The sequence below is a fragment of the Labrys sp. F242 genome, assembly GCF_057813875.1.
This window is the reverse complement of the sequence record NZ_JBVASG010000004.1, coordinates 49,823-66,363: the sequence shown is the minus strand read 5'-3', so window position 1 is coordinate 66,363 and position 16,541 is coordinate 49,823. Positions and strand designations below refer to the sequence as shown.

The following is a 16,541-nucleotide window of genomic DNA, read 5'->3' as shown; positions in this document are numbered from 1 at the left end:
CCTACGCGAATACCACCTGGATATCGGTGTATTCCTGCAGTCCCTCCTCGGCGAATTCGACGCCCAAGCCTGAAGCCTTGACGCCACCGAACGGCGCGTTCGGTTGAATGGCGCCGTGCTTGTTGATCCAGACGGAGCCGCATTGCATGCGGCTCGCCACCGCCTTGGCCGCCGCGATGTCGGATGACCAAACCGAGCCGCCGAGGCCGTTGGCACTGTCATTGGCAAGGTCCACGGCTTCGTCCACGGTCCTGTATTTGATGACAGGAAGCGCGGGCCCGAATTGCTCCTCATCGACCAGCGGGTCACCGTTGCGCAGGCCCGCCACGATCGTCGGCGGAAAGAAGAGCCCCTCGCCGGGCTCGCCGCCCAGCAGCACCCGGCCACGCTCCCTGGCGTCCTTGACCAGGCGCGAGAGCTTCTCGAACTGCATGCGGTTCTGCACGGGACCGAGCACGCTGCCCTCGTCCATGCCGTTGCCAACCGGAATGTTACGCGCATAGGCGACAAGCGCCTCGCAGACAGCGTCGTGGATGGATTCATGCACATAGAGGCGCTTCATCGCAGCGCAGGTCTGGCCGTTATTGATGAACGCGCCCCAGAACAATCCTTCGGCGATCGCCTGCGGATCGGCGTCCGACAGCACGATGCCGGCATCGTTGCCGCCCAGTTCAAGCGTCAAACGCTTCATCGTCTCGGCAGCCGCGCGCATGACCTTCTGGCCGGTCGCGCAGGAGCCGGTAAAGACGATCTTGCGGATATCGGGATGCGCGGACATGGCCGCGCCGATGTTGAACGCGCGGTCGTCACCCGTGACGACATTGAGCACGCCAGGTGGCAGTACTTCGTTCATGATCTCGACTAGGCGAAGCGTGGCGAGCGGCGTCAGGGGCGAGGGCTTGATGACGACGGTGTTGCCGGTGCGTAGCGCCGGCATGACATGCCAGATCGCAATCATCACCGGGAAATTCCAGGGCGTGATCGAACCGACGACACCGAGCGGCTTGCGGTGTAGTTCGACGCGCCCGTCACTATTATCCTGCAGGATTTTCGGCGATAGCGAAAGCCCCGTCGTGTATCCGGCCCAGGCGACGGTGCCGCCCAGTTCCCAGCGTGAGCCGAGGCCGTTCAGGGGTTTACCCTGCTCGAGCGTGAGGATATGCGCGAGTTCCTCGGCATGGGCCTCGATCTGCGCGGTCACGGCGGCACAGGCAGCCTGCAGTTCCTGATCGCTCCTGGCCGACCAGGCCGGAAAGGCCGCCTTGGCTGCCGCTATGGCAGCGCCGAGCTCGGCCGGCCCCATGTTCGGCGCCCGGCCGGCCTCCGTTCCCGTCGCGGGATTGAGCACGCTGAAGCTGTGCTCGTCGCCGATCGGCTTGCCATGGATCGTCGCAGTCTGGACGGTCATTTCATTCCTCCCCGCGGAGCCCCGGAGCCGGGACTTGTTTGACGGAGAAGGTAAGGGAAAGCGGGTGCTTCAAGCTTGGGCGGTGCCGTCGCGGCGATTGGACAAACCCGTCAATGGCAACGTGCGACTGCTCCCGGCGTCACACCATATTTCTTCCGGAACTCCCGGTAGAAGTAGGATAGGTCGTTGAAGCCGACATCATAGGCAATGGCGGCGATGCCGCTCAGCTGCGCGTCCCGGGGCGTTGCCAGCCGCGTCTTGGCGAGATCCAGCCGCCGATTGAGAAGCCGGTGGCGCGGCGTTTCGCCGAGCGGTTGGAAATGGCGTTGCAGCATGCGTTCCGATACGTTCAACCGTCGCGCCAGTTCACTGGCACCGAAGTCGGGATCGGCGCAATGCCGGTCGATCATCGTCAACGCCCGCGACAGAAGGGTTTCCGCCGATCGGACATCGCCGTTCCTTTTGCTCCCCCTGAGGTAGGCGCCCAGCAGGCACAGGAAGGCCTCGCTGAGTTGCTGCGCGACGGATGGCTCTTCCAACAGCTTGGCGATCACCGCCCGCATGGCTAGCCACAGGGGATCATTCCGGCTGATGGCGACGCCACCCGTGCAGGCCTGGCCAAACCGATGCAGCATCTCCTCGCGCGGCATGTGAATGGAAATCTGGTTCGACCGTGCACCGTCATAGACGAAGGACGATGGCTTGACGGAATCGACAAGGAACATGTCACCGATTGCGAGATCTGTCGATCGTTCGCCCTGTTCGACGCGGCAATGGCCCTCGTCCTGGATCAGCAGGAACAGATGCTCGCCCGGGTCCTGCCGAATCGCGCGTGCCCCGCGTTGGACATGGCGTGCATCGAGCGCGACGATCGCCGTATCGAAGAAACCGACGCGGCGCGTGGCGACATCCCCGGCCACCAAGCCGGCACGCGTCATCGGTTCCAGATCGAAGGCGCCGCAGGTTTTCCGGATTTCGGCCTGCAAGAGTTCCACCGCCATTGGCCTGTGGGTCGGGGTCATCAACGGCTGCATCGTTCCCTCCCTAGAGCAAAGTGCGATTTCTTCTAATCGCACTTTCTCTCTATCTCTTTGTTTTGGCGCGTTTTCTTCATCTAAAAGTCCAGAAACTTTCTGGAAAACGCTTTAGTATTTGTGGAATGCTCTGTTCTTTTTTTTCAGCTTCGCTCTTCCATCGCCCCAGCCCAATTGCCGACAACGACCGCACGCCTGAGAAGGCCGCATGGTGGCTCTGCAAGACCTGCCGCCGCCAGGCGGTCGAGAGCCGCATCAACATCGGACAGGCCACGACGTTCGGCATAGTGCATCGGGCCGCCCCGCCACCGTGGAAAGCCGTAGCCATGGATCTCGACCAGATCGATGTCCGAAGCTCTGAGCGCGATCCCTTCCTCCAGGATCTTTGCCGCCTCATTCACCATCGGCAAGACGATGCAGTCGGCCACTTCGCCATCACTCCATCGTTGCTGGCGCCAACCCTTGGCCTCCTCTGCGACGACATCGTCAACCGTTCTCGACGGCTGAGGCGTGCGCGTACCCTCGGCATAATCATACCAGCCGCCGCCCGTCTTCTGGCCAAACCGCTCCATGGCACAAAGCCTGTCTGCGATGGGTGCGAAGGGGGCCTCCCCCCTGGCGCGAGCCGCGCGGCGCTGAAAGGCAGCGATGTCCAGGCCGCCAAGATCCTGCGCCTCGAAGGGGCCCATGGGCAGCCCGAAGACACGCATGGCGGCATCCACCATCTGGGGCGTCGCGCCGGACAGGAGAAGCCGCTCGGCTTGGGCGCGCATGACTTTCAAGATCCTGTTGCCGATGAAACCGTCGCAGATGCCGGCCCGCACGGGGATCTTGCCCAGCACGCGTGCCAGCGCAAAGCCGGTGGCCAACACAGCAGGCGCCGTCGCATTCGTCGGCACGATCTCCAGCAGCTTCATGACATGGGCCGGGCTGAAGAAGTGCAGCCCGAGGAACCGCTCCGGCCCGGCAATGCCGTCTGCTATTCTTTCGGGATCGAGATAGGAGGTGTTGGTTGCAAGCACGGCATCCGCGCGGCAGACGCGCGCGAGTTCGATGAAGACCCTGCGCTTGACGTCGAGATCTTCGAACACGGCCTCCACGACGAGGTCGACATCGGCAAGAGCGGCATAGCCCGTCGTGCCCGTCACCCCAGCAAGCCTTTCAGCCGCAGTTTCCGGGGTGATCCGGCCACGTTTGGCCGAGCTGTCGAAGATCGCGCGAAGATTGGCAAGGCCGCGTTCGACCGCCTGATTGTCACGTTCGACCAGCGTGACGGGATGACCGGCATCGCGAAACGCGGCTGCAATACCTGCCCCCATCGTCCCGCCCCCGATAACGGCCACGGAGCGGATCGTACGGGGCGAAATGCCGTTCAGTTGTGGAGGACGCGGGGCCGCTCGCTCGGCGAAGAAGACATGTCTGAGCGCAGCGGCCTGTGTCGAACCGCGAAGTTCGAGAAAGGTCTCCCGTTCGAACGCCATTGCCCGGTCGAAATCCACCTCCGTGGCCCTCCTCACGCAGGCGAGTGCGCGAAGCGGTGCATCTTCCCGTTTAGCGCGAGCACCGACGGCTCCTGCCGCCGTTTCCCAGAAGTCCTCGTCGACGGCCCGCACAGCTCGCTCGCGAAGTGGGAGCGGCAAGGATTGCTGTACTGCTGTTCGGGCAAAGTCGACGGCGCCGCTTTCGAGATCTCCGTCGATGATCGCATCGACCAGGCCCTGCTGGCATGCCTTCGGCGCAGCGACCGGGGTTCCGGTCGTGACCATATCGACAGCGAACGCCGGATCAATCACACGCGGAAGGCGGACTGTGCCGCCGGCGCCCGGCACGATGCCGAGCCGCACCTCGGGCAATCCCAGGCTCGCGGGTGCGGAAGCTACCCGAAAGCGGCAGCCGAGCGCGACCTCCAGCCCTCCTCCGAGTGCACTGCCGTGAATCGCCGCGACCCAGGGCTTGGATGCGGCTTCGATCCGCGCAACGAGGTCCGGGAGATGTGGCGGAAGCGGAGGCTTGCCGAATTCGCCGACGTCCGCACCGGCAATGAAGGTGCGCCCCGCACAGATCAGAACAACCGCCCGCACCGCACCGTCGGCGTCCAGCGCTTCGGCGGCTTGCCATAGATCCTGGCGTAGCCTCTGAGAGAGAGCATTCACGGGAGGATTGTCGACTGTGACGATGGCAATCTCGCCATCGCGCGTGATGGATACGGTCATCGGCTGAACCCAAGGTGAGTATAACGAATTCGCACATCGACGATCTGCCTACCGACTGATCCATCGGGCAACCAAGCATGGTACGGTCGTTGTCTGCGGTCGTGCACTTTTGCAAGAGCGCGGACAACGGTGTTCGATCCGCTGTTACGGACTGGCGGACCACCGCCTCTATCCGGACCGCGAAGGCCCCTGCCCTTCCAAATTTCGGGACCGCCGCGATCCTGCTCCGCGTCCAAGGCCCTGCCGCGCATAGGTCGGCAGCGGTCAAACCAGGCGTTCATCACATTGTCCTCCCGAGACGCAGCTTTATAATTGACCGGCCGGTCGGTATATGCAAGAGTTTTGTGAACCGCCGCTCGTTACGGTGGAACTGGAGGAAACATGGTTGCATCGGACACCGTCCTGGTGGCGTTTGGCGATGGCGTCCTGCGTCTGACGCTCAACCGGCCGGACAAGCTCAACGCCTTCAATGAGGAGATGCATCGGGCGCTGCGCGCCGGCTTCGAGCGGGCCCATGAGGATGCCTCGGTTCGCGCCGTGCTGCTCACCGGTGCCGGCCGTGGCTTCTGCGCCGGGCAGGATCTCGGCGACCGCGATCCACGCAAAGGCGGCGCGCCTCCTGATCTCGGACAAACCATCGAGGTCTACTACAACCCATTGGTCCGTCTCATTCGCAGCCTTGAGAAGCCGGTGATCTGCGCCGTCAATGGCGTGGCAGCCGGTGCGGGCGCAAATATCGCCTTCGCTTGCGACATTACGCTAGCCGCGCGTTCGGCGCGGTTCATCCAGGCCTTTGCGAAGATCGGTCTCATCCCGGACTCGGGCGGAACGTGGAGCCTGCCACGCCTGCTCGGAGAGGCTCGCGCCAAGGCACTGGCGCTGACAGCCGAACCGCTGGACGCGCAAACGGCAGCGAGTTGGGGCCTGATCTGGAGGGTATGCGATGACGACGCATTGTTCGACGAGGCGGTCGCCCTCGCAAGCAGGCTGGCAGCAGGGCCGACGAAAGGCCTGGGCATGACCAAGCGCGCAATTCAGGCGGCGGCAACCAATTCGCTGCACCAACAATTGGAACTGGAACGCGACCTCCAGCGTGAGGCCGGGCATAGCGCCGACTATGCCGAAGGCGTTGCCGCATTCTTGGAAAAACGCAAGCCGGAGTTCCAAGGACAATGACAACAGCGGATGTTTCGACGGCACAGGAACTCGCCAAAGCCTGTGCCGATGCCATGTGGGAAGAAGACGCCGCGACCCGTCACCTCGGCATTGCGATGGAACGCGTGGCACCGGGTATGGCGGTGCTGTCGATGACGGTTCGTCCTGAAATGACGAATGGCCACCGGACCTGCCACGGCGGCTATATTTTTGCGCTGGCCGACTCCACCTTTGCCTTTGCCTGCAACAGCTACGATCAGCGCACCGTCGCTCAACACTGTTCGATTACCTACATTGCGCCCGCCTTTGCCGGAGATTGCTTGACGGCAACGGCGCGCGAGGTTTCGCGCCGGGGACGCAGTGGCATCTATGACATCAACATCACCAACCAAAACGGCGACCATATCGCTGAATTTCGCGGCCATTCGCGCACCATCAAGGGCACCCTGTTGCCAGGGCGGGAATAGGCCTGCGGTCGAAAATCTCGGAGGAAACGACAAATGGAAGACCTGGCCCCTCGTCCCGGCGATCTTGACGCCATCGAGACTGCCTCGCGTGACGAGATCACCGCCCTTCAGCTCAGACGCCTGAAGTCGACGCTCGACCATGCCTACCGGAATTCGCCTCACTACAAAGCCACCTTCGCCGCGGCTGGCGTTCATCCCGACGATCTGAAAACGCTGGCGGATCTGTCGAAGTTTCCCTTCACGGTCAAGAAGGATCTGCGCGACACCTATCCTTTCGGCATGTTCGCGGTTCCACGCGAGAGACTGGCACGCATTCATGGCTCCTCCGGTACGACCGGAAAACCAACGATTGTCGGCTACACCGCAAATGACATCGAGATGTGGGCCACCTGCGTGGCGCGATCGATCCGCGCGGGCGGCGGACGGGCCGGCGATATCTGCCATGTCGCCTATGGCTACGGCCTGTTCACCGGCGGCCTCGGCGCGCATTATGGCGCCGAGAGACTGGGCTGCACCGTCGTGCCGATTTCCGGCGGCATGACCGAACGCCAGGTCACCTTGATCCAGGACTTCAAGCCACGGATCATCATGGTGACGCCATCCTATATGTTGTCGATTCTCGAGGAGTTTCGGCGCCAGGGCCTCGACCCGCGCTCGTCCTCGCTCGCTGTCGGCATTTTCGGCGCGGAACCATGGACGAATGCCATGCGTAAGGAGATCGAACAGGACTTCGACATGCATGCCGTCGACATCTACGGTCTTTCAGAGGTGGTCGGCCCCGGTGTCGCCAGCGAATGTGTGGAAACCAAGGATGGCCTGCACGTCTGGGAAGATCATTTCTACCCGGAAATCATCGACCCGGAAACCGGCGAGGTATTGCCGGATGGCGAAATCGGAGAACTGGTCTTTACATCGCTCACCAAGGAAGCGCTGCCGATCATCCGCTATCGGACGCGTGACCTGACCCGGCTTCTGCCCGGCACGGCTCGATCGATGCGCCGCATCGAGAAGATCACCGGCCGCTGCGACGACATGATGATCCTGCGCGGCGTCAATGTCTTTCCGACCCAGATCGAGGAGCAATTGCTGAAATGTACGGGGTTGGCCCCGCAATTCCTGATCGAGCTGACACGCAAGGGCCGCATGGACGAAATGGTCATTCATGTCGAAGCGATGCCGCAGGCAGCCAATTCCGACGCCCGGCTGGCCGCGGCGAAGGATCTGGCACACCGTATCAAGAGCGTGGTCGGCGTCAGCACGAAAGTCCTGGTTGGCGATCCAAACTCCCTCCAGCGTTCGGAAGGCAAGGCTAAACGCGTGATCGACAACAGGCCGAGGGAATAAGGCCGCTGGATTGGCTCATTCTTTGAAACGACTGAACGGCACGGGTGGGCTGGCCCGATAGCCAGACTTGCATCGCCCGACAAAAGCATGGTCGATGTTCACGAAGGAGGAGGAGCACATCGACGACATTGATTCGGCGGAATAGAACGTCGGCAGCGATTGCAGGTGAAGGATACGAGACATGGCGCGAACAAGGGCGGCCGATTTCGACGACAAGCGCCGCAGCATTCTTGAAAGCGCAGCTGCCGTCTTTGCCAAGCTCGGCATGGAGCGAGCGTCGATGGCGCAGATCGCCCAGGAAAACAATGTCTCCAAGGCGTTGCTCTACCATTACTATCCGAGCAAGGAGTTGCTGATCTTCGACATCGGTCGCACCCATCTCGTCGAACTCGAGGCCGCGATCAGCAAGACCGACGATCCGGCCTTGGAGCCGCGCCAGCGTCTTCGCAATCTGATCGGCAGCGTCCTGGAGAACTACCGGTCGGCTGCGGATTTTCATCAAGTGCTTCTCAATGCGACGGGATCGCTGCCCGATAGGCAGCGTGCGGAACTCCAGCAGATGGAGCGCCGTATCGTGAAAGCCTTTTCGGACGTGCTGATCGAAATCAATCCGGCGTTGGCGAAGAGCAAAGCGGGCGTCACGCCTGTTACCATGTCCCTCTTCGGTATTTTGAATTGGGTCTATACCTGGTTCAAACCGAGTGGAGCGCTGAACCGCGACGGCTATGCCGACATGGTCACCACGCTCTTTCTGAACGGCGCAGAGTCGCTTGGCCGCTAAGGCATCGACGAGGCGAGAAGCGATTTCGAAGCCGCCTCTTCGCCCCTGCGCATTACACCTGCCTGCTCGAACTCGATCTCACAGGGTCTTGGCTACCATGGTCAGCACATCATATTGGGCGACCACCTCTGCATCCTGGTTCGATACCATGCAATCCCAGCGCACTTCGCCATAATCTTCGGTCTGGCGAGGATTGATCTGCTTGCAGGTCAAGGTCACCCGCAGCGTGTCCCCCGGATTGACCGGCTTGAGGAAACGCAGACTGTCGACGCCATAATTGGCGAGTACCGGTCCCGGCGCCGGATCGACGAAAAGGCCCGCCGCGAAGGACACGATCAGATAACCATGTGCCACGCGCCCGTCGAAGAAGGGATTGGCCTTGGCAGCGGCCTCATCCATATGGGCATAGAAGGTATCGCCGGTGAAACTGGCGAAATGCTCGATGTCCTCCAACGTTACGGTACGGGCAGCTGTGACCATCTGGTCGCCGATTTCCAGTTCAGCCAGCGATTTGCGGAACGGGTGAACACTGTCCTGCTTCACCTTGGCGCCCTGCATCCAGCGGCCGGTCACTTCGGAAAGCAGCCAGGGGGCCGCCTGCACGGCGGTACGCTGCATATAGTGCTTCACAGAACGCATGCCGCCGAGTTCCTCGCCGCCACCGGCGCGTCCGGGTCCGCCATGCACCAGCCCAGGCAATGGCGAACCGTGACCCGTCGAGGATTTGGCGCTGGCCCGATTGCCGATCAGCAGGCGGCCGTGCCACGGCCCCAGCGCCTGTACGGCCTCGCGCGCGAATACGGGATCGTTGGTGAATACCGAGGCAACCAGGCTGCCCTTGCCGCGCCGGGCCAGCGCGGCCGCATCCTCGATGGTCTCGTAGGGCATGATCGTGCTGACGGGGCCGAACGCTTCCACATCGTGAACCGCCTGCGCCGAGGCCGGCTTGTCACAATAGAGCAGCACCGGATTGAGGAAGGCACCTGCCTCGGCGTCACCCGATATGATGGTCGGCCGGTCGGGATCGCCGATGACGATCTCGGCATCGCGCTGCAGGTCCTTGATGCGCTGGCGCACCTCGTCGCGCTGTGCCAAGCTCGCGAGGGGGCCCATCCTGGCCGTATCCTCGGCCGGATTGCCAACAGCCGTCTTCGCTAGCCTGTCGCCCAACGCCTTGACCAGTGCCTCGACAGTGCGGTGCGGCGCGAACACGCGGCGGATTGCCGTGCATTTCTGGCCGGCTTTCACCGTCATTTCGCGTGCGACCTCCTTCACGAACAGGTCGAATTCCTCGGTGCCGGCCACGGCATCGGGGCCGAGGATCGCGGCATTGAGAGAATCCGCCTCCATGGTGAAGCGTACCGAATTTTCCACGATCGAAGGATGCGACCTCAGCTTTCGGCCGGTCGCTGCCGAGCCGGTAAACGTCACGACGTCCTGGCAGTCGACATGATCGAGGAGATCTCCAACCGAGCCGCTGATCAGTTGCAGCGCGCCTTCCGGCAGGATGTTCAGGGCGATGATACGGCGCACCATCAGTTCAGTCAGATAGGCGGTCTGGCTGGCTGGCTTGATGATCGCCGGCATGCCGGCGAGCAGGGTCGGTGCGAGCTTTTCGAGCATGCCCCAGCATGGGAAGTTGAAGGCATTGATGTGAATCGCCACGCCTTCCAGCGGCGTCAGGATGTGCTGGCCGGAGAAGCTATTGTCACGCGACAGGGCTTCCACCTCCCCATCAATGAGCGTGCGCGCATTCGGCAGCTCGCGCCGGCCCTTGGAGGCGTAGGATAGCAGCGTGCCGATGCCGCCCTCGATGTCGATCCAGCTATCGGTACGGGTCGCGCCGGTTGCGGTCGACAGTGCGTAGAATTCTTCCTTGGCTTCCATCAGCGCCTGCCCGAGCGCCTTCAGCATCAGGGCCCGTTCATGGAAGCTCATCTTGCGCAGGGCCGGCCCGCCTGTACGGCGGCCGTGATCGAGCATGGCCTTCATGTCGAGGCCGCTGGCATCGATATGGGCAATCACATTGCCGGTCGCTGCATCGAGCAGCGCCACCGCCTTGCCGGCGCCGCGCACCCATTGCCCCGCAACATAGGACTCCAGTTGTCGGCTCGTGATCACGGGTGCGTTCATCGCAATTACTCTTCGGTTTGGGGGCGAATGCGAAAGGTCGATCGGAGGGCGCTCAGGCCAATCCGATGTCATGGAGCAGGACGCTCACCTGGCGCTCCCACTCGCTGGCGAGGTCGGGATTGCTCGTGCGGCGCAAGCCAAATTTCTTCTGCGTTTCGAAATGCGCGGAAGTCCCGCTGCCGAAGCTCGCCGCGACGCGCGGTCTCCAATAGGCGATCGAGGCCTCGACCGCCGGTCTGGCGGATCGGTCCTCCAGGATCTTGCGCAAGCCTTCCTCGCCAAGTTCCATGTGCCGGCGCTCTCGCGGCGCGACGGTGCGGAAGATCTCTGCCAGCGGCTGATAGGACAGTCTCGAAAACTCACCGAGCTGGATGACCACCGCGCGGCCCATCAGCACGTTCATCACCACCGCGTCGGTCCAGCCTTGCAGCGGATAGTGCAACACGGCAAGCCGCATGTCCGAACCATGACGCGCGGCCCCCAGATCCCTGTCGCGCGCCACGCGCTCGGTCCAGGGATGGTGGTTGGCATAGCGCGAGACGTCGGCACCGAACTCGCCCATGATCTCCAGCACGCGCTCGGCATGATCGAGTTTCTCCAGCACAATGCGCGAGGCGGCAATGCGCTCCTTGATGCCTGGTCCTAGATTGACGACATCGGCGAAACCCGCGGCCCCGGCCAGTTCGCTGTCGACGAAGGTCGCCATCAATCTGAGCAACTCGCCACGATAACGCGGCGGCGCGTTTTCAGGCGTCGTCAGCATGCCTCCCTGCGCCAGATAGCTCTCCAGCGGCATGGGGGCGGCGATGTCGGCCGGCTCATTGGTCATAGCTCACCACCACATTGTCGCTAAGGGGGAAGCATTGACAGGTGAGCACATAGCCGCGCCGCACTTCGTAGTCTTCGAGAGCATGATTGGTTTCCATTTCGACCTCACCCTCGAGCACCATCGCCCGGCACGTCGAGCAGACCCCTGCCTTGCAGGCATAGGGTGCGTCGAGATTGGCGCCCAGCGCCGCATCGAGAATGGTCTGGCCCTTCTTCGGCATCTCGATCACGCGGGTCGAGCCGTCGAGCGTGATCTTGGCCTTGCAGGTCTCCGCCCTGGCGCCATCGGCCGCGGCCTTGACGGTAGGCGCCGCCCGACGCGGAGCCGAGGCGAACAGTTCGAACTTGATCTGGTCATCGCGCAGCCCGTGCTCGCGCAGCGATGCGGCGATGGCCAGCATCATCGGCTCGGGTCCGCAGATGAAGGTCATGTCGACGCTGTCGATGTCGATCCAGCTCTTGAATAGCCGGGTACATTTGTCAGCGTCGATGCGGCCGGAAAAGAGGTCGATGTCCTGCGACTCGCTTTCCAGCACATGGATCACGTTGAACCGCCCGAGATGCATGCTTTTGATGTCCTCGAGTTCCTCTCGGAACATGATCGAATTGATCGAGCGGTTGCCATAGATCAGTGTGAAGCGAGACCTGGGTTCGCGCGCCAGCGTCGTCTTGATGAGCGACAGCACCGGCGTGATGCCGCTCCCGCCGGCAAAGCCGAGATAATGTCGCCCGCATTCGGGCTGCAGCGGCACGTGGAAGGCACCCATCGGCGGCATCGCCTCCAGCGTGTCGCCGGGCTTCAGCCCCTCATTGGCCCAGGTGGAGAAGGCGCCGCCGTCGACGCGCTTGATGCCGACCTTGAGCACACCCTCGTCCTTGCCAGCGCAGATGGAGTAGGAGCGGCGCAGTTCCTCACCGTCGAAAGAGCGGCGAAAGGTCAGATATTGGCCTTGGGTGAAATCGAACGCCGCCCGATGCTCTTCGGGAGGTACGAGTGTGACGACCACCGCATCACGTGTCTCGCGGCGGACGTCGGCGACTTTGAGTGACAGGAAGCGGGCCATCGGTCCCTCAAATGCTCTTGAAATAGTCGAAGGGTTCGAGACATTCGGTGCAGCGGAAATGCGCCTTGCACGGCGTCGAGCCGAATTGGCTGATACGTTCCGTCCGTGTGGAGCCACAGCGTGGGCACGAGACCTCGCGAGGCTGCAGGGATCCTGCACACGCCGCTGTTCCCTCGACGGGCGGCGCAATGCCGTAGGCCGACAGCTTGTCTCGGCCTTCGGTGCTGATCCAGGCCGTCGTCCAGGCTGGCGAAAGCTGGCGCTTGAGCCGGAGCTTGGCGATACCTCTCGCGCGCAGATGGCGGTCGATCTCGAAATTGATGACACTGGTCGCCGGGCAGCCGGAATAGGTTGGCGTCACGGTCACTTCCAGTGTGTCGCCAGCCCAGGCCACCTGGCGGATGATGCCGAGATCGGTCAGCGAGATCACCGGGATCTCAGGGTCGGGAATTTCGGAAAGCCACGACCAGACACGCGCCTCGGACGGGTGAACCGGTTCGCCCGTTCCGGACGCCGCGTCGTAACGGGCCGCGGGCACGACCGGCATGGGGTGTGGTTCAGGCATCGCCGCACCTCACCAATTCGCGCCGGGATAGGCGCGCTGCAGGAACTGCATTTCAGCCAGGATGTAGCCCAGATGCTCGGAGTGCACGCCGCGCTTGCCACCCTTCTGGGCGTATGACTTCTCTGGCACCTTCAGCGTCGCGTCGGCGAGCGTGCGGCCCACATGCTGATCCCAGGCCGCGCGCAGCGATTCCGGCGCCGGTGCGACGCCGCTCGATGCCAGCTCTTCGTCAACCTCGTCACTCTGGAACATCTCGCCGGCATAGGGCCACAGGACATCGAGCGCGGACTGCATGCGCGCATGGCTTTCTTCGGTGCCATCCCCCAGACGCACCACCAGGTCGGCGCTGCGGTCGAGATGATAGGTGGCTTCCTTGGAGGCCTTTTCGGCGATCTCGGCGACCCGCCTGTCGCTCGACGTCATCAGCGCCTTCAGCATCGGCAAGTGCCAGGCATCGAACAGATATTGCCGCATGATGGTGCGGCCGAAATCGCCGTTCGGCTGCTCGACCAGCAGCAGGTTGCGGTAGGCCGACGCGTCGCGCAGATAGGCCAGAGTATCGGGCGTGCGGCCCTTGCCTTCGGCCTCTGCGGCCAAGCCCAGCCAGAGCTGCGTCTGGCCGATCAGATCGAGCGCCGTGTTGGCCAGCGCGATATCTTCCTCGAGCGCGGGCGAATGACCGCACCATTCGGAATTGCGGTGTCCGAGGATCAGGCAGGTGTCGCCCATCCTGAGCGCAAACTCGGCCAGCACCGGCAAGCCGGAGGAAACGTGCGCCATCACATATGCCCCACTTCATCCGGCACATCGAAGAAGGTCGGGTGCCGATAGACTTTCGAATTGGCGGGATCGAATAGCGGACCTTTCTCGGAGGGCGCGCTGGCGACGACGTCGGAGGAACGCACCACCCAGATGCTGATGCCCTCGTTGCGGCGGGTATAGACGTCGCGCGCATTGTGGATCGCCATTTCGGCGTCGGGCGCGTGAAGGCTTCCGACATGCCGGTGGTTCAGACCGTGCTGACCGCGGATGAAGACTTCCCACAAAGGCCATTCTTTGGACATTTGGGTCACTCCTATTGACGAGTTGCCGACGTCATTGGTGATCATTCCGCCGCGATCTTGGCGGCCTGCCGGCGTTGCGCCTGCTTGCCTGCATGGGCCGTCAATCCGTCGCGGAACCAGGCGCCGTCGTCCCAGGCCTTACGGCGCGCCTCCAGGCGCTCCCGGTTGCACGGGCCGTTGCCGGCGATGATTTCAAAGAATTCGTTCCAGTCCGGCTCGCCGAAATCGTAGCCGCCCTTCTCCTCGTTCCATACGAGCTTGGGATCGGGGATAGTCAGGCCGAGGAACCTGGCCTGCGGCACGGTCTGGTCGACGAATTTCTGGCGCAGTTCGTCATTGGAATCCTGCTTGATGTTCCAGGCCATCGACTGCGCCGAATGCACCGAATCCGTGTCGGAAGGACCAAACATCATCAACGATGGCCACCACCAACGGTTCAGCGCATCCTGCGCCATCGCCTTCTGCTCCGGCGTGCCCTTGCACAATACCGCAAGGATGTCGAAGCCTTGGCGCTGGTGGAAGCTCTCTTCCTTGCAGATGCGGACCATGGCGCGCGCGTAGGGCCCGTAGGAGCAGCGCTGCAGCGGCACCTGGTTCATGATCGCCGCGCCGTCCACGAGCCAGCCGACGGCGCCGATATCGGCCCAGGTCAATGTCGGGTAGTTGAAGATCGAGGAGTATTTGGCCTTGCCGGAATGCAGTTGCTCATACATCTCGTCGCGGCTGATGCCGAGGGTCTCGGCGGCGCAGTAGAGATAGAGCCCGTGGCCGGCTTCATCCTGTACCTTGGCGAGCAGGATCGCCTTGCGCTCCAGTGTCGGCGCGCGGGTAATCCAATTTCCCTCCGGCAACTGACCGACGATCTCCGAATGGGCGTGCTGGCTGATCTGGCGCACGAGCGTCTTGCGGTAACCCTCCGGCATCCACTCCTTCGGCTCGATCTTCTGGCCGGCATTGATGCGCTCCTGAAAGGCACGCTCGACCGGATCCATCTCGTCGAGGGCGAGGACTCGCGCGGCATCGGTCTTGACCATCTGTGCGTACATCGCGTCGTCTCCCTTTCTACGATCCGCGCGTCAGACGCGCTCGAGGATCAATGCAATGCCCTGGCCGACACCAACACACATCGTGCACAGCGCATAACGTCCGCCGGTGCGCTGCAACTGCCAAGACGCCGTGGTTGCCAACCGGGCACCACTGGCGCCCAGCGGATGGCCGATGGCGATGGCGCCGCCATTCGGGTTCACATGAGGGGCATCATCTGGCAAACCGAGTTCGCGCAGCACGGCCAATGACTGGGCGGCAAATGCTTCGTTGAGCTCGACCAGGTCGATCTGTCCGAGCGTCAGGCCAGCCGTTGCGAGCGCCTTGCGCACGGCGGGTACCGGACCGATGCCCATGATACGGGGAGGCACACCGGCGGCAGCCATCGCAACGACGCGGGCACGCGGCGTCAGGCCATTTGCCTTGGCGGCCGCTTCACTGGCGATGATCAGCGCCGCGGCACCATCATTGACGCCCGAAGCGTTACCGGCCGTTACCGAAAGATCGGGACCGTTGACGCCTCTCAGCTTGGCGAGCTGCTCGATTGTCCCATCGGGGCGTGGGTGTTCGTCGCGCTCGACCGCGATCGGGTCCCCCTTCTTCTGCGGCAGGCGAACCGGAACAAGCTCGTCGGCAAACCGACCCGCGATCTGCGCCGCGGCCCAGCGCTGCTGGCTGCGGAGCGCGAACATGTCCTGGTCCGCACGCGATACGCCGAAATCCGCGGCAACGTTGTCGGCGGTCTCAGGCATGGAATCGACGCCATGCACCTTCTTCATGTTCGGATTGATAAAACGCCAGCCGATCGTGGTGTCGTAGACCGCGTTGGCACGCGAAAAGGCCGTATCCGCTTTCGGCATGACGAAGGGCGCGCGCGACATGCTTTCCACGCCGCCGGCAATCATCAGACTGCAGTCCCCGGCCCGAATGGAGCGTGCGGCCAGTCCCACTGCATCGAGCCCTGAGCCACAAAGCCGGTTGACGGTGGTGCCTGGAACATCGACGGGCATGCCGGAAAGAAGCACTGCCATGCGCGCAACATTGCGATTGTCCTCGCCCGCCTGATTGGCGCAGCCCAGGATAACGTCGTCGACAGCGGACCAATCCACACCATCATTGCGCTGCATCAATGCAGCCAGCGGAATCGCGGCCAGGTCGTCGGCGCGCACGCCCGCCAGCGCTCCGCCATATCGGCCAAACGGCGTACGAACGGCATCGCAGATGAAAGCGTCAGGCATCGACCCTCCGTGGCCCGGGGCATCTTAAATAATTTACCGACCGGCCGGTTATGTAATTACACCTTTTCCTGATCGAGTCAATCAGGACCGTCATCTCAGGGGTGGTCGCTGTAAGGCCCGGATGATGTCCATATCCCATGCGACGTCACCGTCTCCGGCCCGCTTTTGCTCGACATACCGTTTGGCTGTTTCAGTGGCTCAGC

At 62.8% G+C, this 16,541-nt stretch carries 15 protein-coding genes; 4 read left to right on the top strand and 11 right to left on the bottom strand.

All coding sequences use genetic code 11. The features are described from left to right. Position 1: 1 nt before the first annotated feature. The 3 genes from ACZYTC_RS23790 to ACZYTC_RS23780 all read right to left on the bottom strand — a co-directional run bounded on the left by ACZYTC_RS23790 (position 2) and on the right by ACZYTC_RS23780 (position 4,655). Positions 2-1,408 carry an aldehyde dehydrogenase family protein gene (locus ACZYTC_RS23790; protein ID WP_488990687.1) on the bottom strand — a complete coding sequence of 469 codons (1,407 nt, stop codon included), beginning with the start codon at positions 1,406-1,408 and terminating at the stop codon, positions 2-4. Between the two features lie 110 nt (positions 1,409-1,518). After that, the gene (locus ACZYTC_RS23785; protein WP_441774091.1) at positions 1,519-2,442 is read right to left on the bottom strand and encodes a helix-turn-helix domain-containing protein; all 924 of its coding nucleotides are present in this window, start codon (positions 2,440-2,442) and stop codon (positions 1,519-1,521) included. Positions 2,443-2,585: 143 nt separating this feature from the next. After that, positions 2,586-4,655 (bottom strand): 3-hydroxyacyl-CoA dehydrogenase NAD-binding domain-containing protein, encoded by a 2,070-nt coding sequence (locus ACZYTC_RS23780; RefSeq protein WP_441774092.1) that lies wholly within the window; start codon positions 4,653-4,655, stop codon positions 2,586-2,588. A gap of 381 nt (positions 4,656-5,036) precedes the next feature. Between ACZYTC_RS23780 and paaG the strand changes: the two genes are divergently transcribed. The 4 genes from paaG to ACZYTC_RS23760 all read left to right on the top strand — a co-directional run bounded on the left by paaG (position 5,037) and on the right by ACZYTC_RS23760 (position 8,402). Then, positions 5,037-5,831: a 2-(1,2-epoxy-1,2-dihydrophenyl)acetyl-CoA isomerase PaaG gene (gene paaG / locus ACZYTC_RS23775; protein WP_488990686.1), complete on the top strand. Its 795-nt coding sequence runs from the start codon at positions 5,037-5,039 to the stop codon at positions 5,829-5,831. Beyond that, positions 5,828-6,277: a hydroxyphenylacetyl-CoA thioesterase PaaI gene (paaI, locus tag ACZYTC_RS23770; RefSeq protein ID WP_454818463.1), complete on the top strand. Its 450-nt coding sequence runs from the start codon at positions 5,828-5,830 to the stop codon at positions 6,275-6,277. Before paaG ends, paaI begins: the two co-directional genes overlap by 4 nt. Positions 6,278-6,310: 33 nt before the next feature. After that, positions 6,311-7,621 carry a phenylacetate--CoA ligase PaaK gene (gene paaK / locus ACZYTC_RS23765; protein WP_488990685.1) on the top strand — a complete coding sequence of 437 codons (1,311 nt, stop codon included), beginning with the start codon at positions 6,311-6,313 and terminating at the stop codon, positions 7,619-7,621. A gap of 181 nt (positions 7,622-7,802) precedes the next feature. Continuing rightward, positions 7,803-8,402: a TetR/AcrR family transcriptional regulator gene (locus ACZYTC_RS23760; protein ID WP_434961134.1), complete on the top strand. Its 600-nt coding sequence runs from the start codon at positions 7,803-7,805 to the stop codon at positions 8,400-8,402. Between the two features lie 78 nt (positions 8,403-8,480). On the opposite strand, the gene paaZ is transcribed toward ACZYTC_RS23760, so the two are convergent. From paaZ to pcaF, 8 genes are read right to left on the bottom strand one after another with little or no spacing between them, the layout of a single operon-like run. After that, complete coding sequence (gene paaZ / locus ACZYTC_RS23755) at positions 8,481-10,535, bottom strand: phenylacetic acid degradation bifunctional protein PaaZ (RefSeq protein ID WP_488990684.1); 2,055 nt, start codon at positions 10,533-10,535, stop codon at positions 8,481-8,483. Between the two features lie 52 nt (positions 10,536-10,587). Further along, positions 10,588-11,364, bottom strand: a complete 777-nt coding sequence (locus ACZYTC_RS23750; RefSeq protein ID WP_488990683.1) for a Phenylacetic acid catabolic protein — start codon at positions 11,362-11,364, stop codon at positions 10,588-10,590. Beyond that, positions 11,354-12,427, bottom strand: coding sequence for a 1,2-phenylacetyl-CoA epoxidase subunit PaaE (gene paaE, locus ACZYTC_RS23745; RefSeq protein ID WP_488990682.1), 1,074 nt, complete (start codon positions 12,425-12,427; stop codon positions 11,354-11,356). The genes ACZYTC_RS23750 and paaE overlap by 11 nt, the downstream gene beginning before the upstream one ends. 7 nt (positions 12,428-12,434) lie before the next feature. Continuing rightward, positions 12,435-12,974, bottom strand: coding sequence for a 1,2-phenylacetyl-CoA epoxidase subunit PaaD (paaD, locus tag ACZYTC_RS23740; RefSeq protein WP_441774107.1), 540 nt, complete (start codon positions 12,972-12,974; stop codon positions 12,435-12,437). 27 nt (positions 12,975-13,001) lie between these two features. Beyond that, positions 13,002-13,751 (bottom strand): 1,2-phenylacetyl-CoA epoxidase subunit PaaC, encoded by a 750-nt coding sequence (gene paaC, locus ACZYTC_RS23735; RefSeq protein WP_488990681.1) that lies wholly within the window; start codon positions 13,749-13,751, stop codon positions 13,002-13,004. Positions 13,752-13,771: 20 nt separating this feature from the next. Next, the gene (gene paaB / locus ACZYTC_RS23730) at positions 13,772-14,056 is read right to left on the bottom strand and encodes a 1,2-phenylacetyl-CoA epoxidase subunit PaaB (protein WP_434961140.1); all 285 of its coding nucleotides are present in this window, start codon (positions 14,054-14,056) and stop codon (positions 13,772-13,774) included. Between the two features lie 41 nt (positions 14,057-14,097). Beyond that, on the bottom strand, positions 14,098-15,102 hold the full coding sequence (paaA, locus tag ACZYTC_RS23725; protein ID WP_488990680.1) for a 1,2-phenylacetyl-CoA epoxidase subunit PaaA: 1,005 nt from the start codon (positions 15,100-15,102) through the stop codon (positions 14,098-14,100). Between the two features lie 30 nt (positions 15,103-15,132). Further along, on the bottom strand, positions 15,133-16,338 hold the full coding sequence (gene pcaF / locus ACZYTC_RS23720; RefSeq protein WP_488990679.1) for a 3-oxoadipyl-CoA thiolase: 1,206 nt from the start codon (positions 16,336-16,338) through the stop codon (positions 15,133-15,135). Between the last annotated feature and the right edge of the window lie 203 nt (positions 16,339-16,541).